Below are 25678 nucleotides of genomic sequence, written 5' to 3'. Positions count from 1 at the left end.
GGTCACCGCCCGTCGTCGGGTCACCGGTGCGAGGTGAACTCCACCACCTGCTGGTACGTCGGCCGGTTCTGCCAGCCGATCCTGCCGTGCTTGATGCCGCCCAGGGTGCGCTGGACGATCGAGTCGGCGCACCACTGGTCGCCCGCCGAGCACTGGTCGTCGCCGGGATAGACCTGGTTGGCGGTCAGTCCGGCCGCCTGCTTGAGCGTGCTGATCAGGATGTCCCGGCAGGAGGTGAGGCTGCCGCCGCCGCAGTACTCCTCGGCGAGCGGCCCCTGCACGGGTTCGCCGAGCACCGCCCGGATGTCCTTGTCGACATAGCTCCACCAGCCGTACTGGAAGGCGCTTCCCGCGTGCGAGCCGGTCGGGCCGTGTCCGGCCGACGGCGCCTCGTCCACCGGCAGGTTGGCCGTGAACGCGGTGTAGAGGTCGCCGCCCAGACCGGGTTCGAACTGGGCCTTCACCAGCAGCGGCCACCAGGCGTCCAGGATCCGGATGGCGTCGGCGTGCGCATACCGCTGCGAACCCGCCGACGTCTGCGCGCGTTTGGCGCCGCCGCTCACCCACGCCTGGAGCTTGCTCACCGCCGCCGCGGCCGTGGAGTCGGTGACCGTCGAGCTGTTGATCACCTTCAGCAGGTCGGGCAGCACGTCCTCGGCGCGCAGATCGGCGAGCCCCGCGTCCGCCATCGCCTGCACCAGAGCCGCCCGGGTGACCCCGCCCGCCCGGACGAGCTTCTTCACCCGGTCGTCGAGGAGGTTGCCGCGGTGCACCGACCCCTCGCCCCACGGTGCGGCCGTGTAGTCCTCGGCCTGCTTGTTGTTCCAGGAGATGTAGTAGTCCTGGTCGATGGAGTGGGGGTGTTCGGCGGGCGGCGTGTAGTCGGCCGTGTTGGCCGCCGGGTCCCAGCCGCGCCACTCGTGGGCGGGCCGCGCCCACACCGGGAACTCGGCGTCCACGCCGCTCGCCCGCACCGGGTTGCTGCCGCTGTTGTAGTACGCGGTGTGCCGGGAGTCGACGTAGAACCAGTTGAAGGTGTAGTTGATGTGCCGTGCCGCGGTCTGGAAGTCCTCGGGGCCCTTGATGCGGTCCGGGTCGTTCAGCATCTGGAAGCCGATGATCGAGTCGACCTCGTGCCGATAGGAGGAGCGCAGGGTGGTGTAGGCGACCTTCTTGCCGCCGACGGTCGCCCGGTACTCCACCGGTCCGTAGTGGGTGCGCCAGACCCGCATGGTGTACGACCCGGCCGCGGTGCCGTCGGCCACGGTCGGCTTCCAGGCGTTCTTCTGCTCGACCTTCTCCATGGCGGTGCAGGTGCCGCGGTACAGATAGTGGTGGTCGTCCTGGCACAGCTCGACCGCGTAGGTGTCGATGATGTCCTGGCCGGAGGTGGTGGCGCTCCACGCGTAGTCCTGGCCGCGGCCCAGCTCGACGTACATGCTCAGGCCCGCGAAGGAGGCGCCGCGGGCGCTGATGCCGGGGCCCTGGATCTCCTGGAGCATGAGCAGTTGGGGTGCGAAGTAGCCGGTCTGCGGGCCGAAGACGGCGATCGGGTGGCCGTCGGCCGTGTGCTCGCCGCTCACCACCAGGGCGTTGGACATGCCGCGCCGGGCGGAGCCGACCGCCGTCTTCGCGGCCGTGGTCGAGGCGCCGGTGGCGCTCGCGGTGGCGGCGCTGCCGGTGCGGTCGTGGACGAGCGGTTCCTGGGTCACCGAGCCGGCGTCCGGCAGGGCCGCGCCCTTCGGGTCGGCGGGCCGGGCGCCGTACGGGAAGCTCTCGCCGTCGTGGACGGTGAGCACGGCCTCGGGGTCGTTGCGCTCGCGGAAGGACTCCCAGACCCGGGTGCCTTCCTCGACGCCGTACCTGGACTGGGCGGCGATCAGGGAGAGGGCGTTGTTCACCTCGCCGCCACCGCCGGCGCCGAACAGCGAGCCGATGACGGAGGCGAGCGCCACCAGGTCGGTGACCTTGAAGTGCTCGATGGTGCCGACGTTGGTGACGGAGTCCTTGTGGCCGGTCAGCACATACTCGCCGGGGAAGTAACGGCCACTGTCGGAGGCGTCGATGTAGGCGTTGACACCATCGATGTAGGCGTTGACGTCGGCGAGGGTCTGCCGGCCGCGGTCGCCGTTCTGGGCGACGGTGTCGTCGATCTGCGCCTGTAGGTCTGCCTCGGTGTAGGCGGCGTTGCGGTAGAACTGTTGTTCAAGGCCCTGGTTGGCGGCGGCGCCGCCGGCGAACGAGGTCAACTGGCCGCGGCCGACATGCCGGAAGACGTCCATCAGCCACAGCCGGTCCTGGGCCGCGGCGTAGCCGGCGCCGAACTCGGTGCCGTACCGGGTGGTGCCGGTGATGTGCGGGACGCCGGTCTTCTTGTCCCGGACGATCGTCACATCGGTGCGGCCGGCCGGCTTCTCGGTGGTGGCGACCTGGTCGGCGGGGACCCCGAACGAGGCGTCGTTGAAAAAGGTGTTGATCTTCGCGTCGGTGAGCGCGGAGTAGCCCGCGGCCAGGTCGGCGTAGGGGCCGAGCTGGTCCTCGGCGTGGTCGGGCTGGATGCCCAGGGTCTGGTTGAGGAGGATCTGGACGAGGGTCGCGTTGCCGTTCTGACCGGGCGGCAGGATGTCGGCACACTGTCCGCCGCAGTGGTCGTCGGCGGCCGCGGCCCGCACCGCGGGCGGCTCGGCGGCCGTCGCCCGCTGGGTCAGGGGCGACAGCAGTCCGGCCAACAGAGCGCATACGGACGCCGCCTTCAGGAACCCTCTGCGGCGGCCGGGAGTTCTCAGTTTGTCGAACAACACGTTGCGTGGGGTGTGCCGTGGCATGGGCAGCTCCTCCCGACGGGGGTGGGCCGGACGTTACCGCCGGTATCCCCGAGATTGAAGATGAGCATGCGTCACTTTTCGGAATCGCCGCAGCCGTTGTCCACGTCAACCGGGGGCGCTTTATGACGGGCATCGGAAATCGGATGGAGCCGATTCGCGTGTCGACACGTCTATCCGTCGACGTCGCGCGAAGTCCGTACGACGACGCCGAAGTGACCGAAGTACAAAAGGTGCAGGTGTGACGGAGGTGCAGGGCGATGGCCGGTTTCCGGAGTCTGGCGAGACAGGTGCGCGACCCGCGGTGCGACCTGGCGCTACGGCGCTACTCGCTGCGCAAGTGCCTTGAGCGGTTCGCCCCTTACGGGCACAGGGCGACCTGGGACCATCTGTGCTCCCGGGCCGGGTTCGGCCCCGAGGACCGTTCTCCCGATCCGGTGCGTCTCGTGGGCGCGCTGGAGGAGTTGGAGGAGGCCCGGGCGGTCTGGCTCGGCTACGAGGGGGAGTTCGCCGAGCGCCGGAGGAAGGAGAAGCAGCACGGGCTGCGCCGGCCGGGCAGCGTGGACGACTGGCACCGGCTGACCTGGGGCGGCTTCGGGGTCGCATGGTGCGACGACCCCCGGGTCCACCCCCGTGAACCACTCGCCGAGGTGCTGCGGCGGCTGATCGCCGCCCTTGAGCGCGCGCCGGGCTCGACCTGCCCGGTGTGCGACGGGGAGCGCCTCGTCTGGAAGTACGACCTGGACCACGAACCCTCGTCCGGTCCGGTCTGCGTGGACTGCGGGATTCTCGTACCGCGGCCCGTCCTCACGCCCGAGGCACTGGGCTACGCCCGGCGCGGGCGTCTGCTCATGTCGGCCTGACCGACCGGGGTGCGCCGGGGATGCCGCACCCCTCCGTCAGTGCCGACCGGCATCATCGAGGCAGGGTGCGGGCGTTTCTCAACGGGCGGCGGGGGAACGCCGACGGCGCGTGTGTGCCGCTGTCGCCGGAGGCGATGGCCCGCTCCGCGGCCGGGGCGGTTGCGGCCGGGGTGACAGACATGTCCACCCCAGGGCGCCGTGCGGACAGGAGAGCCTGCCGCCGCGCGTGCTCACGCGAAGACCCTGGACGCGATACGGGCGCGGGTGTCGGTGCCCGTCGGGGTGACCACCGGCGCCTGAGGCGAACCGGAACCGGCGCCCCTCCGGCGTGGGCGCGCGTAGCCGTAATCGAGCCGTGGCCGGATGGCGGCCCTTCGCCGCCCTCCCAGCCGGACGCCTAACGCCGGGCGTCTAACGAGGACGTTCCACCATCAGACGCGAACCCGAACCGCGTTCGCCGAAGGCGTCGTCCGGATTCGACAGGACACAGCTCTCCAGGGAGAGACAGCCGCAGCCGATGCAGTCGGTGAGGTGGTCGCGGAGCCGGTTCAACTGTGCGATGCGCTCGTCCAGTTCGGAGCGCCACGCCTCGGAGAGCCGGGCCCAGTCCTCGCGGGTCGGGGTGCGCTCCTCGGGGAGCCCGGCGAGCGCCTGGCGGATCGTGGCCAGCGGGATGCCCACCCGCTGGGCCGCCCGGACGAAGGCGACGCGGCGCAGGGTGTCACGGGTGTAACGACGCTGGTTGCCGGCGGTCCGGCGGCTGCTGATCAGCCCCTTGGACTCGTAGAAGTGCAGGGCGGACACGGCGGCGCCGCTGCGCGCGGACAGTTGGCCGACGGTCAGCTCATGGATCTTCTCGGGGATCTGGGGCACTCGTCAGAGCCTACCCACCGCGCCACCGTCGCGATCCGTTGACATGGCCCCCAGCCCAGATCACACTAAGCAGTTGCTTATCCGTAGGCGATTCCATGGACGACTTCATGGACGACTCCCTGGGTGATTCCATGGGCGATTCCATGAACGATTCCGTACGTACGCGAGAGGCCGGGTCAGGGACATGGCAGAACCGAGGATCTTCACCTCCCCCGACGAGCTGAAGACCGCCGTGGGCGAGCAGCTCGGGTACACCGACTGGCTGGAGGTCGACCAGCGGCGGATCGACCTCTTCGCGGACGCCACCGGCGACCACCAGTGGATCCACGTCGACCCGGAGAAGGCCGCGGCGGGACCGTTCGGCACGACCATCGCGCACGGATACCTCACCCTGTCGCTGCTGCCGCTGTTCGGCCCGCAGCTGCTGCGGATCGACGGTGTGAGGATGGGCGTCAACTACGGCACCAACAAGGTCCGGTTCCCCGCCCCCGTCCCGGTCGGCTCCCGGCTGCGCGCCACCGCGCGGATCAGTGACGTCGAGGACGTCACTGACGGCGTCCAGCTGACCGTCGCCTTCACCGTGGAGCGCGAGGGCGGCGACAAGCCGGTCTGTGTGGCGGAGTCGGTCTCCCGCTACTACCTCTGAGCGCCGCCGTCCGGCGGCCCCGGACCTCGGGCCCCGGACTACTCGACCCCGACCATCCGCAGCACGAGGTCGGCGTAGAGCGCGCCGATCTCCTCGGGCGTCCGGGGGCCGTTCACGTTGAACCAGCGGGCCACATCGATGCACAGGGACAACACCGCGAGGGTCGTGCCCTGCACGTCGAGGACGTCGAACTCGCCGGACGCCACGCCCTCCCGGATGATCCCGCGCACCTCCGCGTCGACCTGGCGGCGCAGCGCGAGGATCTCCGCGCGGGCGTCCGGCCCCAGCGCGTCCAGCTCGTACTGCACCACCCGCGCGGTGGTGCGCCGGCCGGCGTGCCAGCGGACGAAGGAACTCACCCCGTCAGCGAGCCGCTCCGCGGCGCTGCCCTCGCGCCGGGCGGCCGTGCGCAGGATGTCCAGCGCCTTGTCATGGCCGATGCGGCTGATCCGGTGGAGCAGCTCTTCCTTGGTCTTGTAGTGGATGTAGAGCGCGGCCGGGCTCATGCCGGCGCGGCCCGCGATGTCACGGGTCGTCGTCGCGTGGTACCCGCGCTCGGCGAAGGCTTCCACGGCGGCGACAAGCAGCCGGCGGGCCGCGTCAGGGGTGACCTCTTCCCACGGCTCGACCTCGCCGCCGGTCCTCTCCTGCGCCGTACTCATCGCTCGCCCCTCTCGGTGACAGGAGCTCCACCATACCGCCGAAGGTGAGCGGGCGCTTAGCGGCCCCCTTCGGAGGCGTACTCACCTGCACGCCGCTCGTCCCGCCGACCGCCCCCGCCGTGCGGTGCCGGTCACAGCTTCGTGAACGGGTCGTGCTCGGCGAGGATCTTCTCCAGCCGTGCCTGATCCACCCGGCTCACGATCTGACCGGCCTCCTGACGGTCCCGGATGACCTTCGACAGGGTGAAGGCGGAGGTGACCAGATACAGGACGGCGATGCCGAGGAACGCGCGAACCCAGGCATCCGTGTGCAGGTTGTAGATGCCGAGGGCGGTGGCCGCCAGTGCAACGGCGAAGGACGCGACCGCCTGACCGTAGTAGGCGGTCGTGTTCTGCTGCTTGACCGGTGTGTCGCTCATGCGGGCAAGCGTCGCGCGGCGTGGCTGGGATCACATCCGTTCAGCTACTCAGACACGTACTCAGAGCGCCGAGACGCCCGAAGCAGCCGACGCACGCGCCGGAGGTCGGCCCCGGCAGCCGACGTGAGGCACCGGACGTCGGTCCCGGCAGCGGACGTGGGCACCGGAGGTCGGTCCTGGCCGTCGGCGGCGCTTCGGCTCCGTACCATGTGCGCCCTACCATGTGCGCCATGGCCCGACCGCGCAAGCCCCTCCTCAGCACCGACCGGATCGTCCGGGCGGCACGGGAACTCGTGGACGCGGAGGGCCTCGCGGCCGTCTCCACCCGTCGCCTCGCCGCCGAGCTGGGGGTGAGCGGGCCCTCGCTCTACAACCACTTCCGCACCATGGACGAGATCCTGGAGGCGGTCGCCGACTCGGTGAGCGGACAGGTCGATCTGTCGATGTTCGAGGACGGCCGGGACTGGCGGACGGCACTGCGCGACTGGGCCGTCTCCTACCGGGCCGCCCTGCGCGACCACCCCAACATCGTCCCGGTCCTCGCCCGCGGCCCCGGCCGCCGGCCCGCGGCGCTGCGCCTCGCCGACGCCGTCTACGGCGCGATGGCCGACGCCGGCTGGCCGTCCGGGCAGGCCACGTCCATCGGTGCGCTGATGCGGTACTTCATCATGGGCTCGGCGCTCGGCTCGTTCGCCGGGGGGTTCGTGAGCGACGCAAGCGCCTACGACCCGGCCGACTATCCGCACCTCGGGCAGGCATACCTCCTCGCCGAGCAGCAGGAGAAGATCGACGAGCGGGCCTTCGAGACGGGGCTGACGGCGCTGCTGGACGGGCTGGCACAGCAGTACGAGCGGGTCGCGCGCACCGTGTGATGGCCTTCGGCGGCGGCCGAACCAATGACCCCTTGGCGGTGGCCGAACCATCAGTGCCGCACCGGAGCCCCGTTCAGAAGACCACCAGGGCCCGGCCGCCCCGGCCCGCCAGCATGGTGTCGAAGGCCGTCGGGATGTCCTCCAGGGTGATGCGGTCCGTCACCAGCGCGGCCAGGTCCAGGTCACCGGTGCGGACGTGCTCCGCGAGGACCGGCAGGTCGCGTGCCGGATCGCTGTTGCCGTACACGCAGCCGGTCAGGGTCCGGCCCCAGTGGAAGATCTCCAGAGCGTTGAACGTGACCTGCTCGTCCTTGCCGCCGATGCCGACCACCGTCGTCCGGCCGCCGCGGCGGGTGGACTCCCAGGCGGCCCGGATGGTGGCCGCACGGCCCACGCACTCGATGGAGACGTCGACCCCCTGCTTGCCGGTGAGGGCCCTGATCTCCCGGGGCGTGGTCTCGGAGGCGAGAACGAAGTCGGTGGCGCCCGCGCCACGCGCCAGCTCCTCCTTGTGCGGCGACACGTCGACGGCGATGATCCGCGCGGCGCCCGCGATCCGGGCCGCCTGGAGCGTGGCGAGGCCCACCCCGCCGGCCCCGAACACCGCGACCGTCTCCCCGGGCCGCACCCGGGCCGCGTGGTGCACGGCGCCGTAACCGGTCAGGACGGCGCAGCCGAGGAGGGCGGCGTCGGTGAGCGGAACACCGTCCGGCGCCGGCAGGACGCAGGAGGCCGAGACCACCGTCTCCTCGGCGAACGCGGCCACGTTGAGGCCCGGATACAGGTCGGTGCCGTCCACGGTGCGGGCGTACACATCGGCGGCGCCGGCCAGGGCGTTGGCGCACAGCCACACCTCGCCGAGCGAGCAGGCGTGGCACCGGCCGCAGGACGGAGCCCAGTTGAGGACGACGGCGGTGCCGGGCACGACATGGGCGACCCCCTCGCCCACGGCGACCACCGTGCCCGCGCCCTCGTGGCCGAGGACGGCCGGGACCGGCACCCGCATGGTGCCGTTCGACAGGGACAGGTCGGAGTGGCAGACACCAGCGGCGGCGAGACGCACCCGGACCTGGCCGGGGCCCGGCTCCGGCAGGTCGATGCCGGTGATCTCCAGCGGGGCCCCGACGGCGGGCAGGACGGCGGCTCGTACGGCCATGACTCGCTGACTCCCTTGGAACTGGAAGGACTTGGTTCAGAACTGGAAGGACTTGGTCTGAAGGTACTCGGCGAGCCCGAATGCGCCGAGTTCCCGGCCCACGCCGGACTGCTTGTAGCCGCCGAAGGGGGCGAGCGGGTTGAAGCGGCCGCCGTTGATGTCGACCTGGCCGGTGTCCATACGCCGGGCGAAGGCCACCGCGTGCGCCTCGTCGCCGGCCCAGACGGCGCCGGCGAGGCCGTAGACCGTGCCGTTCGCGATGCGCAGCGCGTCCTCCTCGTCGGCGTAGCGGAGGAGGGTGAGGACCGGTCCGAAGATCTCCTCCTGGGCGATGGTCATCTCCGGGGTCACCTCCGCGAACACCGTGGGACGCACGTAGTAGCCCTTCTCGCGCGGGGCGTCGGCGCCGCCCGCGACCAGCCGGGCGCCCTCGGCGATCCCCTGCTCTATGCAGCCGCGCACCCGGGCCCGCTGCCGGGCGCTCACCACCGGCCCGATGCGGTCCCCGTACTTGGCGGCGGCGGCCGTCGCCAGCGCCACGGCCTCGTCGTACTGGTCGGTGTGCACGAGCATGCGCGTCCAGGCGCTGCATGTCTGCCCGGAGTTGGACATCACGTTGGCGACGCCGACGGCCACGGCCCGCGCGAGGTCGGCGCCGGGCAGGATGACGTTGGCGGACTTGCCGCCGAGTTCGAGGGCGACCTTCTTGACGGCGCCGCCCGCGATGGCGCCGATCCGCCTGCCGACGGCGGTGGAACCGGTGAAGGAGACCAGGTCGACGTCCGGGTGCTCGGCGAGGGCCTGGCCGGCCACCGGACCGTGGCCGGTGACCAGATTGAACACGCCCGCGGGCAGACCCGCCTCGTGCATCGCCTCGGCGAACAACTGGGCGGTGAGCGGGGTGTTCTCGGCCGGCTTCAGGACCACCGTGCAGCCTGCGGCGAGCGCCGGGGCGACCTTGGCGACGATCTGGTGGAGGGGGTAGTTCCAGGGGGTGATCGCACCGACCACGCCGACGGGTTCGTGGTGGACGGTCGAGTTACCGACCCGCTCCTCGAAGACATGGGTCGCGGCGAGTTCGGCGTACGAGCCGACCACCGCGATCGGCAGGCCCGCGTGCACGGCCCGGGAGAACTCCACCGGGGCGCCCAGCTCGGCGGTGACCGTCTCGGCGATCTCCTCCTTGCGGGCGGCCAGCACGTCGCGGAGCGCCGCCAGCCGGGCGGCGCGTTCGGCGGGCGCGGTGGCGGCCCAGCCCGGGAGAGCGGCCCTGGCGGCGCGCACGGCGGTGTCGACGTCCTCGGCGGTGCCCGCCGGGACCTGGCCGACGACCCGTTCGTCGGCCGGGTTCACGACCTCGATCGCATCGCGGCCGTCGGCGGGGCGCCAGGCGCCGTCGATGTAGAGGGCGTCGTGTGCCTTCATGCTGCTTCCTCCCGGCGGGGCTGCGTCGTCCGAACCACAAACTAGCGTTGGTTCGCCCGTGCCGGAGGTCTCCCTGGCCAGGGTCCGAGCCGCCCGGGCCGCCCGAGCTGCCGGGTCCGTCCGGGCCGTCCGGGCGCTCAGCACCTCAGCGGGCGGGCCGGACCCGTCGGCGGTCGCCCGGTGGGGTCACTCGCCCAGGTCCGGCAGCCGCGCCGGGGCCGGGGAGATGCGCTCGCCCTGCTGGTCGAAGACGAACAGGTGGGCGAGGTCGACGAGCAGCGGAACCTGCATGCCGTGGCTGAGCCGGATGTCCGGGGTGGTCCGCACCACCAGATCACCCGGCAGCCGGCCCTCCGCGGGCGCGGGGTCGGGATCGGTGTCCGCCGGACGGTCCAGGACCGCCACCGGCCCGGCACGCAGGGCACCGGCCCGCTCCCGGATCCGCTCCAGCATGGTCGCGCCCTCGCGCCGACGGCGGCGCGCCGGACGGCCGGCCGGGCGCGGGGCCTCCAGGTCGGCTACGACGGCCGGGCTGGAACCGGTGTTGAAGTGGACGAGGACCTCGTGCCCCTGGAACTCCACATGCTCCACGAGCCCGGTGAGCGGCACCTCGCCGGGGCGGGCGGAGGAGTGTTGGGCGATGCGGATCGCCTCCGAGCGCAGCCCGACGATCACCTCGCGGCCCTGCTGGACGCGGAGCAACTGGTGGTCCAGGCTGAGGGGTTCGGGCAGCCGGAGGTACTGCTTGCCGAGGCTGATGGTCATCGCGCCGTTGAGCGGGGCCCGGACCAGGCCGCGCAGCAGATTGATACGGGGCGTGCCCACGAAGGCGGCGACGAAGACATTGCGCGGCAGCGCGTACACCTCGCGGGGGCTGCCGACCTGCTGGAGCACGCCGCCGCGCAGTACGGCGACCCGGTCGCCGAGGGACATGGCCTCGGCCTGGTCATGCGTGACGTAGACCGTGGTGACGCCCAACTCCCGGGTCAGCTGGGAGATCTCGGCCCGCAGATGGGCGCGGAGCTTGGCGTCGAGGTTGGACAGCGGCTCGTCCATCAGGAAGGCGGAGGGGTGGCGGGCGATGGCCCGGCCCATGGCGACGCGCTGGCGTTCACCGCCGGAGAGCTGGGCGGGGAAGCGGTCGAGGAGTTCCTCGATGCCAAGCATGCGGGCGGTAGCGTCCACGCGGGGGCGGGGGTCCTCGTCAGGGGCCTCGATGCGCAGCGGGAAACCGATGTTGTCGCGGCTGGTCATGGTCGGATAGAGGGCGAAGGACTGGAAGACCATCGCCATGTCCCGCCCGGCGGGCTCAAGGTCGTTGGCCTGCGTGCCGTCGAGCAGCAGCGTGCCCTCGTCGATCTCCTCCAGCCCGGCGATCATTCTCAGCACGGTGGACTTGCCGCAGCCGGAGGGGCCGAGGAGGACCAGAAACTCGCCGGGCGCGATGTCCAGCGAGAGCCGGTCCACCACCCGGGTGCCTCGGGTGTAGGACTTGCTCACGTCGTGCAACGAGATGGCGCGTGTCATCGCAGGTGCCCCCGGGGGCCTCATCAGAGCGCTGGTGCTCCGTCGGTCGAAGGCCCCGTGCGGGTCGAACAGAGCCTATGGGTCACGGAAGCTAACGGAATGCGTGCGGCGGTGGGAAGATGCGTGCCAGGACGCCCATGAAAGCCCAGGTGAGAGGCGAAACGGAAGCATTGATTCAGCCCCTCCGACGGCTTTCGACCGCACAGACGGAGCACGGACCCACCTCTCGGATCCATCCCGGCCGCTCTGCGTCCCCACCACTCGGCTCCGTCCCCACCACTCGGCTCCGTCGCCACCAACCGGCTCCGTCCCCGTCGCTCGGCTCCGTCGCCACCGACTGGCTCAGTCCCCACCGCCGCTCGGCTCCGTCCCCGCCAACCGGCTCCGTCCCAGCTGACCGGTCTCGGCCCGGCCGTCGCTGCTCGGCGCTCGGCGAGAGCGGCGGACCCGGCACCGGGGTGGGTCCCCAAGAAGGCTCAGCGCTTGCGCCCGGCCCGACCCGCGGCGACGCTCGACGACGGCTGCGGCCCCTGCCTGGGATGGCCGCTCGTCTGGGATGGGCCCCCGCCGGGGACGGGCCCCGTCCGGGAGGGGCCCCGGCGGGCTCAACGTCTGGGGTCCAGCTCGGCCCCGCGGCGACGCGCAACGACAACGACGGCCCACCCCCACCCGAGACGGGCCCCCGACCAGCTCAACCCCACGCCCGGCCCCACCCCACAACAACGCTCATCGACCACGGACAGCCCCGCCGAAGCCGGACCCCCGATAAACCCAACCCCACAACCCGACCCGACCCCCACGACGCCACCCAACGCCAACCGTCAGCCCCCGCCGAAAGCGGACCCCGAACAGACCCTGACGCCCCCACCCGCGGCGAGCCCCCGGCGGGCTCAGCGTTTGGGGTCCGGCCCGACCCCGTGGTGGGGCTCGACGACGGCGGTGGGCTTCGGGCCGGTGGCGGGGGTGGTGGGTGCGGGGCTGGGGTGGGGCAGGGCGGTGGTGGCCGGGCGGGACGGGGAGCGCAGGGCCACCGCCGATGACAGCAGCAGGAGCGCGCCGAGCATGACGAACGGCGCGGCCACGCCGGCGACCCCGGCGACCAGGCCGGCCGCGGCGGGGGCGGCGACCTGGCCCAGGCGGTTGCCGGTCAGCCGCAGCGCGAGGGCGGTGGAACGGGCATCATCGGGGGCGGCCTGTACAACCGTCGTCATGGACAGCGGCTGGCCGACGCCGAGGCAGAAGCCGAGCGCGGTGAGGGTCAGACCGAGCGCCCACAGCGGCAGCGGGAGCGCGATGCCCGCGCACAGCAGGGCCGCCAGCAGACAGGTCACGGTGAGCAGCGCGGACCGGCCTAGCAGCCGCAGCAGCGGGGTCAGGACGAGGCGGCAGGCGATGGTGGCACCGGCCCGCAGGCTGAGCAGGACGCCGACGACGGACGGCGCGATGCCCCGGTGCTCGCCGACCACCGGAAGGTAGGCGGTGAGGATGTCCGTCGCGGACAGCACGGACAGGCTGATCAGCATGCCCGCGGGCACACCCCGGGCGCCCAGGATCCGGCCGACGGGGACGCGCGCGCCGGACGCGGTGCGGGACGTGCGGGCCGTACGGTCCTCGATGCGCCACAGTGAGGTGACGGCGACCGCCGCGCCCGCCCCTGCGACCAGGAGCGCCAGGGCGCTGGTACCGGCCATGTCGGGGCCGCCGATCAGGCCGCCCGCCGCGATCGGCCCGACAAGCTGGCCGAGCGAGGCGCCGATGGTGAAGTGGCCGAAGTTGCGGTCCTGTTCGTGCGGCGCCGACTGGCGGGCGACGAGCGACTGGGCGCCGATCACGAAGCTGAGATGGCCGAGGCCCATCACGCCGCTCCACAGGGCCATCGTCCACAGGGAGTCCGCCATGCCGCTGAGCGCACAGCCGCCGGCGATGAGTACGACACCGGCGGGCAGCAGGGGCGCGCAGCGGCCGTGGTCGGTGCGGCGGCCGAGCGGTACGGCGGCGAACAGCGGCAGCAGCGCGTACACGCCCGCCATGACGCCGATCGCCCGCTCGTCGGCGCCCAGCGCGAGGGCCCGGTAGGAGACGGCGGGCCGGGCCATCGACACCGCCCCCTGTACGAAGCCGAAGGCGATGACGAGTCGGAGGAGCCAGCCGCGGTTCCGGCCGGGCCTCACGTTGCGGTCCTCCCCGGGCCTCACGATGCGGTCCTCCCTGGTGCGATCGGATGATGCCGAGGAGCGTGCCTGCCCCGAGCACCACCCACGATGGGGGCACCTCCCACTTCACCACGAACCCGGTGTGGTCGCCGAACCCGACCCTGGCCATGCGGAACAGCGCGGGGATCAGCACGGGCATCAGCGCGGGGATCAGCACGGGGATCAACACGGGTGCCGCGGTCGGCGGCATCGTCGGCGGTGCGCTGACGTCAGATGCCACCACACCGCATCAACAAGATCGTGATACCCGAGTACTGCCCACAGGACTCCAGGTCACAGCCGTGCCGCGGGTGCGGGTTCCAGTTCCACGGGTACGCCGTTGAGGACCGCGTTGCCCGACAGCGGATCGAGCAGGCTGCCGTCGAGGAGCTGGTTGACGTTGACCCCGGGGTCGGCGGCGGCGTGGCTCAGCCGGGTGCCGGGCCGGTCGTGGCCCCAGCCGTGCGGCAGGCTCACCACGCCCCGGCGCACCTCGTCGGTGACCTCCGCGGGGGCGGTCACCGCTCCCCCGGCGCCCCTGACGCGCACGGCGGCCCCGTCGCGCACCCCGAGGCGGGCCGCGTCCTCGGGGTGGATCTGCAGGGTGCACCGGTTGGAACCGCCGGTGAGAGCGGGCACGTTGTGCAGCCAGCTGTTGTTGGAGCGCAACTGGCGGCGGCCGACGAGGACGAGGCCGGCGGGCCGCTCGCGCAGGGCCGCGCGCAGCCGTGGCAGGTCGTCGGCGATCGGGTCCGGCAGCAGCTCGGCCTTGCCGCTGCGGGTCTTCAGCGGCTGCGGCAGCCGCGGGCGCAGCGGTCCGAGGTCGATGCCGTGCGGGTGGGCGAGCAGCCGCTGAAGGTTCAGCCCGTCCGGGCGGGCGCCGAAGCCGTCGCCGTAGGGGCCGAGGCGCAGCATCATGTCGAGCCGCCGCTCGGGGCCGTCCTCACCGGTGAGCAGGGCCGAAAGGTCGCGCGGGTCCCGGCCGTGCACCGGGGAGTGCGGCTCACGGACCGCTCTGCCGAGGGTCTGGTCGACGACCATGGTGTCGACGGCGGCCGGGTCGGTGCCGTGCGCCCCGGTCGCGGCCAGCACCAGCCGGGCCATGATCTCGGTCTCGGCCATCCGGCCGGGTTCCAGCGGCACGGCGGGGCGGTTGTAGCGGACCTGGTTGCGCACGGCGAGGGTGTTGAACGCGTAGTCGTGGTGCGGGCTCTGGGCGGGCGGGGGCGGCGGGAGGACGACATGGGCGTGGCGGGAGGTCTCGTTCAGGTACGGGTCGACGGCGACCATGAAGTCCAGCGAGTCCAGGGCCTTGTCGAGCCGGTTGCCGTCGGGCGCGGACAGGACGGGGTTGGCGGCGACGGCGATGAGGGCGCGGACGGGCTCGCCCTCCTCGGTGACGGTGTCGATCTCCTCGGCGAGGGCGGCCAGCGGCAGCTCCCCCTTGGCCTCCGGGTGCCGGCCGGCCCGGGAGTGCCAGCGGCCGAGGGCGAACCCGCGGCCGGGTCCGGCGGGGCGGGGTGTCCGGTCGGTGGCGGCCTGTGGGAAGAGAACGCCGCCGGGCCGGTCGAGGTTGCCGGTGAGGATGTTGAGGACGTCCACCAGCCAGCTGGCGAGGGTGCCGTGCGAAACGGTGCAGGTGCCGATGCGGGCGTAGACGGCGGCGGTGCGGGCGGCGGCCAGGTCGCGGGCGAGGGCGCGGATGGTGTCGGCGGCCACGTCGCATGCGCCGGTGACCGCCTCGGGGGTGAAGTCCCGGAGTTCCGCCCGGAGTTCGGTGAGGCCCTGGACGTGCGGGGCGAGGTCTCCGAGGTCGGTGAGGTTTTCCTCGAACAGGACGTGTGCCATCGCCGCGAGCAGCAGCGCGTCGGTGCCGGGGCGGATGGCGATGTGCCGGTCGGCGAGCGCGGCGGTGCGGGTGCGGCGCGGGTCGACTACAACGAGCCGTCCGCCACGCGCCCTGAGCGCCTTGAGTCGGCCGGGGAAATCCGGCGCGGTGCACAAACTGCCGTTGGATTCCAGCGGGTTGGCGCCGATGAGGAGCAGATGGTCGGTGCGGTCGACGTCGGGTACGGGGATGGCGCCGGCGTCGCCGTAGAGCAGTCCGCTGGAGACATGCTTGGGCATCTGGTCGAGCGTGGAGGCGGTGAACAGGCTGCGGGTGCCGAGCGCGCCGAGCAGAACCGGCGGGTAGAGGGCGCCGGCCACCGTGTGCACGTTCGGGTTGCCGAGGACGACGCCGACCGCGTGCGGGCCGTACCGCTCGACGACGGGCCGGATGCCCGCGGCCACCGCGTCGAACGCCTCCGCCCAGCCGGTCTCGCGCAGTTCGCCGTCCGTGCGCAGCAGGGGGCGGCGCAGCCGGTCGGGGTCGCCGTCGACGGCACCGAAGGCGGCGCCCTTGGGACAGATGAACCCCTTGCTGAACACATCGTCGCCGTCGCCCCGGGCACGGGTGACGCGCGTTCCCTCGATGGTGAGGGTCAGCCCGCAGGTGGCCTCGCACAGGGGGCAGATGCGCAGAGCGGTGTGGGACACGGGTCCTCCCGGGCGGGTGACGGCTGCGGGCGTGCGGACTGGCCGCGAGCATACCGATCGGTATGCTCGGGTGGGAGGGGTAGCCGCGGTCGGTCGGCGGCCCGCCCGCGGCCGGGCCGTCAGTCCAACGCCCGTGCCAGGTAGGCGCGCAGCAGGTCCCGGGTCTCGGCGATGATCGCCTCGTCGCCCTCCGGGGCCACCCGGAAGGCGAGGTGGACGAGGGTGTCGGCGGTTTCCACGGCGACCAGGAAGGTCCGCCGCAACTCCTCGTCGGGGGTGCGGCCGAGATAGCCGGAGAGCAGGGCGGTGAGGCTGTCGGCGACCCGGTGGTTGGGCTCGGCGTGCCGGTCGCCGACGGGTATCTGGTTGCCGAAGTCCACGAGGGAGAAGCCGGGTGCGGTGCGCTTCATGGCCAGATACTCGTCCAGTACGGCGTCCACGGCCGCCCGCCAGTCGCCCGGCCGGGCGCCCTGCAGACGCCGGGTGATCCGCTCGGAGTAGCGTTCCAGGTTGCGCTGGGCCAGGGCGTCGGCCATCTGCCGCTTGTTGCCGAAGAAGCGGTACACGGAACCGATGGGCACGCCGGCGCGCAGCGCGACGGCACGGGTGCTCAGGGCGTCGTAACCGACCTCGTCGAGGAGGTCGGCGCAGGCGTCGAGGATCCTTTCCAGGCGTTCGGCACTGCGGCGTTGAACGGGGGCGCGGCGGAGCGATGTCGCATGGGGCACGGGCCTCATGATGCCTGTCAGGCGGAATCCAGTGAACCTCGTCCCACAGTACGGAGCCCGACGCCCGACGCACTCGGCCACGGCACTGCCGCGGACACCCGGCAACCCGACACACTTTCCGCGGCACGCGACCTACTGCCACACCGCCGACTGCAACCACCCTCAAGGGGCACGGGGAACTGCGCAACCACCCACAACACCGCCACAGACACCCGACAACCCGACGCAAGCCTGCCGGTACGTGAACCTGATTCCGCCGGTGAGTTGGTGCGCCCCCCGCCCCGGCCGGGACCGCGCCGGGACCGCGCCGGAACCGCTCACCCGCCCATGCCACTCCCCCCCGTGCGGCGTGCCCGACGACGACGTCGGGGCCGGTGGCGCCGTCGCGGCCAGCGTTGCCGTCGCTCCCGACGCGGTCACGTCGGCGGTACTCTCGACCGGTTTGCCATGCACCGCCCACACCGTGCCGTCGTCGGCGTAGAGACGCGCGGTGACCTGGTGGGTGCCCTGCGCCAGCAGGGGGGCGGCGAGATAGTGGCGCGGGACACGCAGCCGCGCGACCGGTTCGCCGTCCACGAAGAGGCGGGCGAGTCCGCGCCCGACCCGCGCCCGTTCCCGTGTGCCGTCCGGCGGGAAGCGGAAGTCGCGGACGGTCAGCCGTACGTCCCAGCCGTCGGCGGCGTCGGGGGTCATCTCGATGTCGACGTCGGGCGCGCCGCCCCTCGTCGTCCGTCTTGTCGAGGAGCCGGCCCGCCGGTGCGGGCGACCGCGCTCCGGTCCTTTCGCGCGGCTCTCCGGTTCCACAGCCCGCCGCCCCGGCCAGCAGCAGGACGCAGACGGTGAGCGCGCCGAGCAGTCCACGGGTCCACGGCATGCCCGGGAGCGTAGAACACCGGCCTGCGGCCCGGATCCCCCTGGAGTCGGGAGTTCCGGCCGATGCCGTACCTCTCAGGGAGCAGACAGGCGTCCTTGCGTCCGCACCTTCGCATTCCTATGGTGCTGCACAGGAATTGGTGGTGCAGAGGAATCCAGTCGGCGGGGGAATCGGGTTCGCAAGGGAGCGATCATGAGCGGGAACGCGCGCAGGACGGCCGAGCACCTGGCCCATCTCCCCGGTCTTACCGGCTTCGGCAATGAGCACTCCTCCGAGGCGGTGCCCGGCGCCCTGCCCGAGGGCCGCAACTCCCCGCAGCGCGCCCCGCTCGGGCTGTACGCGGAACAGCTCAGCGGCACGGCGTTCACGGAACCGAGGGCGTACAACCGCCGCTCCTGGCTGTACCGCATCCGCCCGTCCGCCGCGCACCCGGCGTTCACCCGCACCGGCAACGGGGCGGTGCACACGGCCCCGTTCGCCGAGTCGGTGCCCGACCCGAACCGGCTGCGCTGGAACCCGCTGCCCGAACCGCCGGCCGGGACGGACTTCCTCGCCGGGCTGTGGACCCTCGGCGGCAACGGCGACGCCACCCTGCGCAGCGGCATGGCCGTGCACCTGTACCACGCCGACTCCTCGATGGAGCGCGTCTTCAGCGATGCCGACGGGGAGCTGCTGATCGTGCCGGAGCGCGGCGGGCTGCTGCTGCGCACGGAGTTCGGCCCGCTGTATGTGGCGCCCAGCCAGGTCGCGTTGATTCCGCGTGGGGTGCGATTCCGTGTGGAGCTGCTGGATGACTCGGCGCGGGGTTATGTGTGCGAGAACTATGGTGCACCGTTCCGGCTGCCCGACCTCGGCCCGATCGGCGCCAACGGACTGGCCAACGCCCGCGACTTCCTGGCGCCGGTCGCGGCGTACGAGGACGTCGACGGCCCGGTGGAGGTGGTGAACAAGTTCTGCGGCAACCTGTGGACGGCGACGTACGACCACTCCCCGCTCGATGTGGTCGCCTGGCACGGCAACCATGTGCCGTACACCTATGATCTGCGCCGTTTCAATGTGCTCGGGACCATCTCGTACGACCACCCGGACCCGTCGATCTTCACGGTGCTCACCTCGCCGTCCGACACTCCCGGGCTGGCCGGTGTCGACTTCGTGGTGTTCGCACCGCGCTGGCTGGTGGGCGAGAACACCTTCCGGCCGCCGTACTTCCACCGGAATGTGATGAGCGAATATATGGGCCTGATCGAGGGCGCGTACGACGCCAAGGCGGAGGGCTTCGTGCCGGGCGGCGGCTCGCTGCACAACATGATGTCGGCGCACGGACCGGACCGGGAGACGTTCGACCGGGCGAGCACCGCCGAGCTGACGCCGCAGCGCGTCGACGAAGGGCTGGCGTTCATGTTCGAGACGCGCTGGCCGGTCACGCTCACCCCCCAGGCGGCGCGCGCGGACCACCTCCAGCAGGACTACGACGGCGTCTGGCGGGGACTGGAACGACACTTCCGCCCATTGCGCTGATCGGTCCCGGCGGATACGGATAGGCCGGTGACCTCCTTCGCCCCGGACTCGATCGTCCTGAACCGCAAGCTGCCGCTCTGGTACCAGGTGTCGCAGTCGTTGCGCGCCTCGATACTCGGCCGCTCGCCCCAGGACCCGCTGCGGCTGCCGACCGAGGAGCGGCTGGCGGAGCACTACGGCGTGAGCGTGCTGACCATGCGGCAGGCGCTGAAGGAACTGGAGGACGAGGGGCTGATCAGCCGGCACCGGCGGCGCGGCACCTTCATCGAGCCCGCCGCCCGGCGCGGCACCCCGGTGCGGCTGCTCGGCTCGGTGGACGCGATCGTGGCCCAGCAGTCCGGGATGAGGACCGAACTGCTGGACCGGGGCCGGACGGCGGTACCGGCCGAACTCGCCGAGCACTTCCCGGACCTGGCCGAGGTGGCGACGTACCACCGGCTGCGCTGCGACGAGAAGAGCGGCGAGCCGACCAACCACGCCCGCAACTACGTCCGTCCCGCACTGGCCCGGCACATCGACCCGGAGGACCTGGTCCGCTGGCCGATGACGAAGGTGCTGCGGGATGTGGTGGGCGCGGACATCGGCCGTATCACGGACACCGTCGAGGCCCGGCTCGCCGACCCGGAGACGGCACGGCTGCTCCAGGTGCCGCTGCTCAGCCCGATCCTGCACTACACGGGTGTGACCTACGACGCGGTCGGCCGGGTACTGGACGTGGCGGTCATCCATTACCGCGGGGACCGGTTCTCCTTCACGGTCACCCTCGAAGCGACGTGACGCCGTCGGATCGGCCCGGGGCGGTCGGTCGCCGTGGTGCGGCAGGCTGGTGGCCGGGTGCGGGCAGCGTCGCGGCTGGGCGCGCGGTTCCCCGCGCCCCTTCGGGCGACGAGGGCGGCCCCGCCTTGCGCCGCACGGCACCGGACGTCACGGGCCAGGTGGCATGGCTCAGTCAGGCTCCGGCTCAATCAGACTCCCGGCCCGCCCGCGGACGGAAGGTCGTACCATGCCCAGCGTGACGCACGACGACGCTCCGCTGCTCGCGGACCTCATGCCGTGGTCCGTCGCACCGCCGCGACTCGGCCGGGGGTGGCCGGCGGCCCCCGACGCGGCGTCCCTGAAGGCCCGTTGGGACGCTCTCGGGCAGGCCGAGGGCCCGGACCGGGAGGCCCTGTTCGAGCCGACACGCTCGCGCACCCTGCACTCGGCCGTCGGTCAGCTGCCCGGCCAGAGCGGCGGCACACAGCGGCTGGCGCGGGCGGCGGGCCCGTGTCCGGAGCCGGTCCGCGTGCTGGCCGCGCCGTTCGACGAGCAGTGGCTGATCCCCGACCACCGGCTCATCGACTCGGCCCGCCCGGAGCTGTGGCGGGTGGCGGACCCGGACCAGGTGTTCGCGGTGGAGACAGCCGGGGAGGGGCCGGGCCCGATGCTCCTGGCCACGTCGCTGCTGCCGCTGCTGCCCGCCCTGCGCCCCGGCCGGATCCGTCCGCTGTACCGGCGGCCGGGCGGCCGGGAGCCCAATCTGACGCCCGGCCTGCTGGACCACCTGGGCGCCCGGCTGGGGCTGACCCCCACGCCCCTGGACGTGCTGGCCTGGATTCTGGCGGTGGCCCGGCCGGGTCCGGCGGTGCCGTTCACCCAGGACCCGGGGCTGTGGTCACGGGGCGTGGAGCTGGGCCACCGCCTGTTGTGGCTGATGCGCCGCGACGGCGAACGCCCCAAGCTCCCCGGTGGCCGCCGCCCCTACGTCCGCGCCCCGCTCCCGCCGCGTCCCCTTTCCATCCATTACGACCGCGCCGAGGAGTGCCTCCAGCTCGACGAGGGTCGCATTGCGCCGGTCCCGCCCGCGGCCTGGGACTTCGAGGTGGCCGGGGTCCGGGTGCTGGAGCAGTGGTTCACCGCGCGGACGGCACAGGCAACGCCCGGCACCCTGGCGGCCGTCCGCCCCGCGACCTGGCCGCAGTCCTGGACGTCGGAGCTGCTCGAACTGATCACGGTGCTGGCCCTGCTGGCCGAGCTGCGACCCCGGCAGGCCGATCTGACCGTGGGTTCGCCGATCACCGCCGCGGAGCTGCGCGCGGCGGCCGTCCTCCCGCCGCCGGCCTCGTCCCGTCGGCCGGCCTCGGTCCTGGACCACCACGAGGAGGGCCCCGAGGGGCAGTTCGCGCTGATCTGAGGGCCGGTCCGAGCCAGGCCGGTACGGGCCGGTCCGCACCAGTCCGGGTCGGTCTAGCGCGCCGCCGACGGGGCGAAGGCGTCGAGGATGCGGTCCAAAGTCCGCTCGAAGACCGCCTCCATATCGACCGGCCCGGGATCCTTCGCAAGCACGGCCGCCAGGTGCGGATAGGCGCCCGAGGCGATCCGGCCGCCGAGGTAGGCACTGCGGGCCGCGTTCTCCTGCTCCTCCGTCCAGGGCAGGGCGCGGGTGCGCTCGGCGGTCTCCAGCTCGTTTCTGACATAGGTGGTCACGACGCCGTTGAGCATCGCGACGAGTTCCAGCTTCGGGCCCCGCGCCGCCTCCAGCGGCTCCAGGCAGGCCAGGCAGTGCTCGATGTAGCGCAGGGCGTTCGGGCTGAAGCCGTACACCGGTGACATCAGCCGCGGCAGCCATGGATGCCGGTGCATCAGCGCGCGCGTCTGCCGCGCCACCCGGACCATGTCCGCGCGCCAGTCCCCGCTCGACTGCCACAGCTCATGCTCACCGCTGACCGCGTCCACCATCAGCTCGTACAGGTCCTCCTTGCGGGGGACGTAGTTGTACAGCGACATGGTGCCGCAGCCCAGTTCGGCCGCCACATGGCGCATCGAGACCGCGTCGAGACCGTCGGCGTCGGCGATCCGCACGGCCGCCGCCGCGATATCGGCGCGGGTGTACGCCGGCTTCGGGCCGCGGCCCGTGCGCTCGGGACGGGCCCAGATCACTTCGGGGACGGCCGCTCGGCCTGCCATGAATCATCACCTCGCACCACCATCCTAGTTACGTACACCGTACGTAGTGAGCTATGGTCGAAGCATGACTACTACGTACGCCGTACTTAGTGAACGCCTGGAGAAGCGCTTCGGCGCCGTGCACGCCCTGCGCGGACTGGATCTGGCCGTGGCGCAGGGCACGGTCTGCGGGCTGCTCGGCCCGAACGGGGCGGGGAAGACGACGGCCGTGCGGCTGCTCACCACGCTGCTGCGGCCCGACGCGGGCTCCGCCCGGGTCGCGGGGTACGACCTCGCGCGGGAGGCGGCGGCCGTGCGGCGCCGGATCGCCGTCACCGGTCAGTACGCGTCGGTCGACGGCGACCTCACCGGACGGCAGAACCTGCGGCTCTTCGCCCGCCTGCACCGGGTGCGCGGCCCCGCCGGGCGGGCCGCCGATCTGCTGGACCGCTTCGGACTGACCGAGGCCGCCGACCGGCGGGCGTCCACCTACTCGGGCGGTATGCGGCGCCGGCTGGACCTCGCGGCGAGTCTCGTCCGCCGCCCCGACGTGCTCTTCCTGGACGAGCCCAGCACCGGTCTCGACCCGGTCGGCCGGAACCGGATCCAGGACGCGGTGCGCGAACTGACGGCCGAGGGCACCACCGTGCTGCTGACCACGCAGTACCTGGAGGAGGCCGACCAACTCGCCGACGACATCGCCCTGCTGGACCGGGGCCGCGTCGCGCACACCGGATCGCCGGCCGAACTCAAGTCCCTCATCGGCTCCTACGCCGAGGCCGTCGTCGCGCACGCCGACGCGCTGCCGCGGGCGGCCGCTGCCCTCGACCGGCTCACCGGCCGCGAGCCGTCGTTCGACCACGACCGGCGGTCCGTCGGCGCGTTCACCACCGACCCCACCCTGACCCTGCCCCGTCTGGTGCGCGAACTCGACGCGGCGGGCGTGCCGTTGCTGGACGCGAGCCTGCGCCCACCGACCCTCGACGACGTCTTCCTCCGGCTGACCGGCGAGAGCGCCGGGACCGAGACCGGGACAGCCCAGCCCCCGCAGGGTGAAACCGCCGAGCGCAAGGAGGCCACGGCATGAGCGCGTGGACGTACGACGGTGTCGCAATGGTGGGCCGGCAGCTGCGCCGGGTCCGCAACAGTCCGGGGATCGCGGTCCTCACCCAGCTCATGCCGGTGAACATGCTGCTGTTCTTCGGCTATGTCTTCGGCAGCGCCCTCGCGATGCCCGGCCGGGAGTACCGGTCCTTCCTCGTCCCCGGGCTGCTGGTGGCGACCGCGGCGGGCGGGATCATGACCGGGATGTTCCAGGCCGCTCAGGACGCGCACCGGGGTGTGATGGACCGGTTCCGTACGATGCCGGTGAGCCGGGCCGCCGTGCCGCTCGGCCAGGCCGTGGCGGACGTGGTCGTCGCCGCGCTCGGCACGGTGCCGCTGCTGCTGGTCGGGCTCGCCGTGGGCTGGCGGGTCGAGGGGTCGGCGGCCGGGGCGCTCGGCGCGGTGGGTCTGTTGCTGCTGTTCCGGTTCGCCTGCACGAGCGTCGGAATCCTCCTCGGACTGCTCACCCGGAGCGAGGAGGCCGCCGGGCAGCTCGGCGCCTCGACCTTCGTGCTGCCTCTGTTGTCGAACGCCTACATCCCGACCGGCAACCTGCCCGGCTGGCTGCGCGCGCTCGCCGAGTGGAACCCGATCAGCGCGGTCACCGCCGCCCTGCGGGACCTGTTCGGCAACGCCCCCGTACCGGAGGGCGCCGCCTGGCCGGTGGCGCACCCGGTCGCCGGGTCGCTGGCGTGGAGCGCGGTCCTGATCGCGGTGTCCCTGCCGCTCGCCGTGCGCCGGTACACGCGCGGCGAGCGGTGAACGGCTGCTTCCGGGCGACCGGTTCGGGGCCACGGAACGAGAACTCCTCCTGCGGCTCGATCCGTCGGGGCGGCCAGGCGATGGCGTCCGGCGGCCACGACCTGCGGGTCTTGTTCAGGAACCACTCCGGCGACTCATCCATGGGCGGCCCAGGGCCGACGGACAGGGCCGTCGCCCATGTCCGTCGCGCAGGGCCGTCAGGCAAGGCCGTCTTCCGGGTGACGCCCTTCGTCCGCTCCGCGAACTCGTCTCCGTGGACTCGTCCTTGATCGCCTTCAGCCGCTCGGGCGGGGTGATCGGGTCGACCGCGGTCGCCGCGGGGTACCGGGCGGCGGCGATGGCGCCCGCCTGACCGGGGGCGGCGGCCACGCAGGGCGCGGTTGAGCTGGTGGGTAACGTGCCGCCGATGAGGGCGAGTGCGGTGCCCACGGAGACCGTCGGCCTTCTGAGGTGCCCGAGGGTCGTCGGCGGCACGTTCCCCTGTCGGTCGAAGGCAGTCGGGGCGTTGACGAGCGGCCGAACGCGGCGGCGGGTGGCGTGGGTTGGGATGGGGTGCGCGCGGGACGGCCGTGGTGGGAGCTGGGGTGGGGAGCGGGGTGCCGGTCCCCCATCGGTGCCGGGCGGGGGCGGGCAGGGATGGGGGACGTGCGGGCTTTCGGGCGAGACCTGCGGGCGCTCGGGCAGCACGCCACGGCGCCGCTGCGTGCCGTGGGGATGACGGACGACCAGATCGCAGCGTGGCGCCGGGACGGCGTGGCGGCCCGAGCGCGCGCCCGGCGGGGGTCAGTGCCTGTTGCCGCCGAACAGCGAACGCCGCAGCCGACGCAGCGGCGCGAAGAGCGACACACGGCGCACCCGTGTGTCCCGGTCGCTGCGCTTGTGCGTGGTGTCACGCGCGGTCAGCTCACGCATCAGCGATGTCGCCTCGACCGTCTTCTGCCGCGGTATGGCGGGACCCGCCAGCACCGAAAGATGGCGGTCGAGGCGCGAGCTGGTCGCGCTGCTCCCGCAGCTGATCGCAGGGACCCTCGCCCTGCTGCGCACTGTTATCTGCTCCATGTCACTCCCCACCCGTAACGAGTCCACCCGGCGCGGGCAGAGTAACCCTATCGCCCCATCCGGGCACTCGGGTATCTGGCCCACAGGATTCACCTTCCCCACAAGGAGGTTGACGATTACTCTCCGAATCCGACCGATTTCAGGGCGAGTTGCGTAATCGGCTGACCGGTGGGCTGCGGGGAGCCACCGGCGGGCTCGACGGTCACCGCGAGTGACGTCGCTGATCTGCCGAGTCCGGTCGCGATCAAGGGCGCGTCACCGGCGAAGAGCCCGAGGGAGCGCGGTTGCACATCGGGGCGCATGAGCCACAGTTGGCGCACCCGCCCGCCGGGCGGACCGCCGTACCCGCTGAGGGTGACGACGGCCCGTCCCTCGGCCGCGGAGGCGATCACCGCGATGCCGCGGCCACGGGCATCCTTGCTGCTGGTCGCCCGGGCATCGGGGGCCGCGAGAACGTGTGCGATCTCACGCGCCTGGGCCCGCTCGGCGTCCAGCCGGTCCTGGGTCCGGCCCGCCTGGACCGCGAAGAGTCCGGCGACGACGAGCGCCGCGGCGGCGGTCGCCGTGGCGAGCGGAACGAGCAGGGGGCGCATCCGGGGCGTACGGGTGCGTGCCGGCGGGGGCCGGGTGCCCCAGACGTGCGGCGGCAGCTGCGGCGTGCGCTCGCGCCCGTGGGCCCGCTCCTGGGGGGTCGTGCGCGCGGCGGCCAGCAC

The 25678-nt window shown here is 72.7% G+C and carries 22 protein-coding genes and 1 pseudogene; 9 read left to right on the top strand and 14 right to left on the bottom strand.

What is annotated here, in order from left to right; genetic code table 11:
• Positions 1 to 20: 20 nt before the first annotated feature.
• Positions 21 to 2825, bottom strand: a complete 2805-nt coding sequence (locus ACWEKM_RS29845) for a penicillin acylase family protein (protein ID WP_451624365.1) — start codon at positions 2823 to 2825, stop codon at positions 21 to 23.
• Between the two features lie 257 nt (positions 2826 to 3082).
• On the opposite strand from ACWEKM_RS29845, the gene ACWEKM_RS29840 reads away from it, so the two are divergent.
• Both ACWEKM_RS29840 and ACWEKM_RS29835 read left to right on the top strand, forming a co-directional pair.
• Positions 3083 to 3685, top strand: a complete 603-nt coding sequence (locus ACWEKM_RS29840) for a hypothetical protein (RefSeq protein WP_451624364.1) — start codon at positions 3083 to 3085, stop codon at positions 3683 to 3685.
• A gap of 20 nt (positions 3686 to 3705) precedes the next feature.
• A pseudogene (locus ACWEKM_RS29835) lies at positions 3706 to 3982 on the top strand (3-keto-5-aminohexanoate cleavage protein); the annotation flags it as partial.
• A 114-nt stretch (positions 3983 to 4096) separates the two neighbouring features.
• On the opposite strand, the gene soxR reads toward ACWEKM_RS29835, so the two are convergent.
• Positions 4097 to 4558, bottom strand: coding sequence for a redox-sensitive transcriptional activator SoxR (gene soxR, locus ACWEKM_RS29830; protein ID WP_451624363.1), 462 nt, complete (start codon positions 4556 to 4558; stop codon positions 4097 to 4099).
• A gap of 184 nt (positions 4559 to 4742) precedes the next feature.
• On the opposite strand from soxR, the gene ACWEKM_RS29825 reads away from it, so the two are divergent.
• Positions 4743 to 5204, top strand: coding sequence for a MaoC family dehydratase (locus ACWEKM_RS29825; RefSeq protein WP_451624362.1), 462 nt, complete (start codon positions 4743 to 4745; stop codon positions 5202 to 5204).
• A gap of 38 nt (positions 5205 to 5242) precedes the next feature.
• On the opposite strand, the gene ACWEKM_RS29820 is transcribed toward ACWEKM_RS29825, so the two are convergent.
• Both ACWEKM_RS29820 and ACWEKM_RS29815 read right to left on the bottom strand, forming a co-directional pair.
• Positions 5243 to 5866, bottom strand: a complete 624-nt coding sequence (locus ACWEKM_RS29820; protein ID WP_451624361.1) for a TetR/AcrR family transcriptional regulator — start codon at positions 5864 to 5866, stop codon at positions 5243 to 5245.
• Between the two features lie 131 nt (positions 5867 to 5997).
• Positions 5998 to 6285 (bottom strand): YiaA/YiaB family inner membrane protein, encoded by a 288-nt coding sequence (locus ACWEKM_RS29815; protein WP_451624360.1) that lies wholly within the window; start codon positions 6283 to 6285, stop codon positions 5998 to 6000.
• 230 nt (positions 6286 to 6515) lie between these two features.
• On the opposite strand from ACWEKM_RS29815, the gene ACWEKM_RS29810 reads away from it, so the two are divergent.
• A complete protein-coding gene (locus ACWEKM_RS29810; RefSeq protein WP_451624359.1) occupies positions 6516 to 7157 on the top strand; it encodes a TetR/AcrR family transcriptional regulator in 642 nt (213 codons plus the stop codon).
• Positions 7158 to 7230: 73 nt separating this feature from the next.
• Here the strand turns inward: ACWEKM_RS29810 and ACWEKM_RS29805 are convergent, their stop codons facing one another.
• From ACWEKM_RS29805 to ACWEKM_RS29775, 7 genes are all read right to left on the bottom strand, one after another.
• Positions 7231 to 8313, bottom strand: coding sequence for a Zn-dependent alcohol dehydrogenase (locus tag ACWEKM_RS29805; protein ID WP_451624358.1), 1083 nt, complete (start codon positions 8311 to 8313; stop codon positions 7231 to 7233).
• 36 nt (positions 8314 to 8349) lie between these two features.
• Positions 8350 to 9738 (bottom strand): aldehyde dehydrogenase family protein, encoded by a 1389-nt coding sequence (locus ACWEKM_RS29800; RefSeq protein ID WP_451624357.1) that lies wholly within the window; start codon positions 9736 to 9738, stop codon positions 8350 to 8352.
• Positions 9739 to 9924: 186 nt separating this feature from the next.
• Positions 9925 to 11265: an ABC transporter ATP-binding protein gene (locus tag ACWEKM_RS29795; protein WP_451624356.1), complete on the bottom strand. Its 1341-nt coding sequence runs from the start codon at positions 11263 to 11265 to the stop codon at positions 9925 to 9927.
• An 890-nt stretch (positions 11266 to 12155) separates the two neighbouring features.
• Entirely contained in the window at positions 12156 to 13436 is a 1281-nt protein-coding gene (locus ACWEKM_RS29790) for an MFS transporter (protein WP_451624383.1), read from the bottom strand.
• Positions 13437 to 13751: 315 nt separating this feature from the next.
• Positions 13752 to 15995, bottom strand: a complete 2244-nt coding sequence (locus ACWEKM_RS29785) for a molybdopterin oxidoreductase family protein (protein ID WP_451624355.1) — start codon at positions 15993 to 15995, stop codon at positions 13752 to 13754.
• 119 nt (positions 15996 to 16114) lie between these two features.
• Entirely contained in the window at positions 16115 to 16732 is a 618-nt protein-coding gene (locus ACWEKM_RS29780) for a TetR family transcriptional regulator (protein ID WP_451624354.1), read from the bottom strand.
• Between the two features lie 153 nt (positions 16733 to 16885).
• On the bottom strand, positions 16886 to 17416 hold the full coding sequence (locus ACWEKM_RS29775) for a hypothetical protein (protein WP_451624353.1): 531 nt from the start codon (positions 17414 to 17416) through the stop codon (positions 16886 to 16888).
• Between the two features lie 373 nt (positions 17417 to 17789).
• Between ACWEKM_RS29775 and hmgA the strand changes: the two genes are divergently transcribed.
• The 3 genes from hmgA (at position 17790) to ACWEKM_RS29760 (ending at position 21288) form a co-directional block, all read left to right on the top strand.
• Positions 17790 to 19115, top strand: coding sequence for a homogentisate 1,2-dioxygenase (gene hmgA, locus ACWEKM_RS29770; RefSeq protein ID WP_451624352.1), 1326 nt, complete (start codon positions 17790 to 17792; stop codon positions 19113 to 19115).
• Positions 19116 to 19142: 27 nt separating this feature from the next.
• Positions 19143 to 19892 carry a GntR family transcriptional regulator gene (locus ACWEKM_RS29765; protein WP_451624351.1) on the top strand — a complete coding sequence of 250 codons (750 nt, stop codon included), beginning with the start codon at positions 19143 to 19145 and terminating at the stop codon, positions 19890 to 19892.
• A gap of 226 nt (positions 19893 to 20118) precedes the next feature.
• Positions 20119 to 21288 carry a type ISP restriction/modification enzyme gene (locus ACWEKM_RS29760; protein ID WP_451624350.1) on the top strand — a complete coding sequence of 390 codons (1170 nt, stop codon included), beginning with the start codon at positions 20119 to 20121 and terminating at the stop codon, positions 21286 to 21288.
• Between the two features lie 53 nt (positions 21289 to 21341).
• On the opposite strand, the gene ACWEKM_RS29755 is transcribed toward ACWEKM_RS29760, so the two are convergent.
• Positions 21342 to 22061, bottom strand: a complete 720-nt coding sequence (locus tag ACWEKM_RS29755) for a TetR/AcrR family transcriptional regulator (protein WP_451624349.1) — start codon at positions 22059 to 22061, stop codon at positions 21342 to 21344.
• A 64-nt stretch (positions 22062 to 22125) separates the two neighbouring features.
• Here ACWEKM_RS29755 and ACWEKM_RS29750 point away from each other — a divergent pair, with 64 nt between their 5' ends.
• A complete protein-coding gene (locus ACWEKM_RS29750) occupies positions 22126 to 23127 on the top strand; it encodes an ATP-binding cassette domain-containing protein (RefSeq protein WP_451624348.1) in 1002 nt (333 codons plus the stop codon).
• A complete protein-coding gene (locus ACWEKM_RS29745) occupies positions 23124 to 23906 on the top strand; it encodes an ABC transporter permease (RefSeq protein ID WP_451624347.1) in 783 nt (260 codons plus the stop codon). Before ACWEKM_RS29750 ends, ACWEKM_RS29745 begins: the two co-directional genes overlap by 4 nt.
• Before the next feature lie 783 nt (positions 23907 to 24689).
• Here the strand turns inward: ACWEKM_RS29745 and ACWEKM_RS29740 are convergent.
• On the bottom strand, positions 24690 to 24965 hold the full coding sequence (locus ACWEKM_RS29740; protein ID WP_451624346.1) for a hypothetical protein: 276 nt from the start codon (positions 24963 to 24965) through the stop codon (positions 24690 to 24692).
• Between the two features lie 116 nt (positions 24966 to 25081).
• On the bottom strand, positions 25082 to 25678 hold a 597-nt coding region (locus tag ACWEKM_RS29735; protein WP_451624345.1), incomplete at its 5' end, for an anti-sigma factor.

It is taken from the genome of Streptomyces sp. NPDC004752 (assembly GCF_053601275.1).
This window is presented reverse-complemented; position numbering and strand designations above follow the sequence as displayed.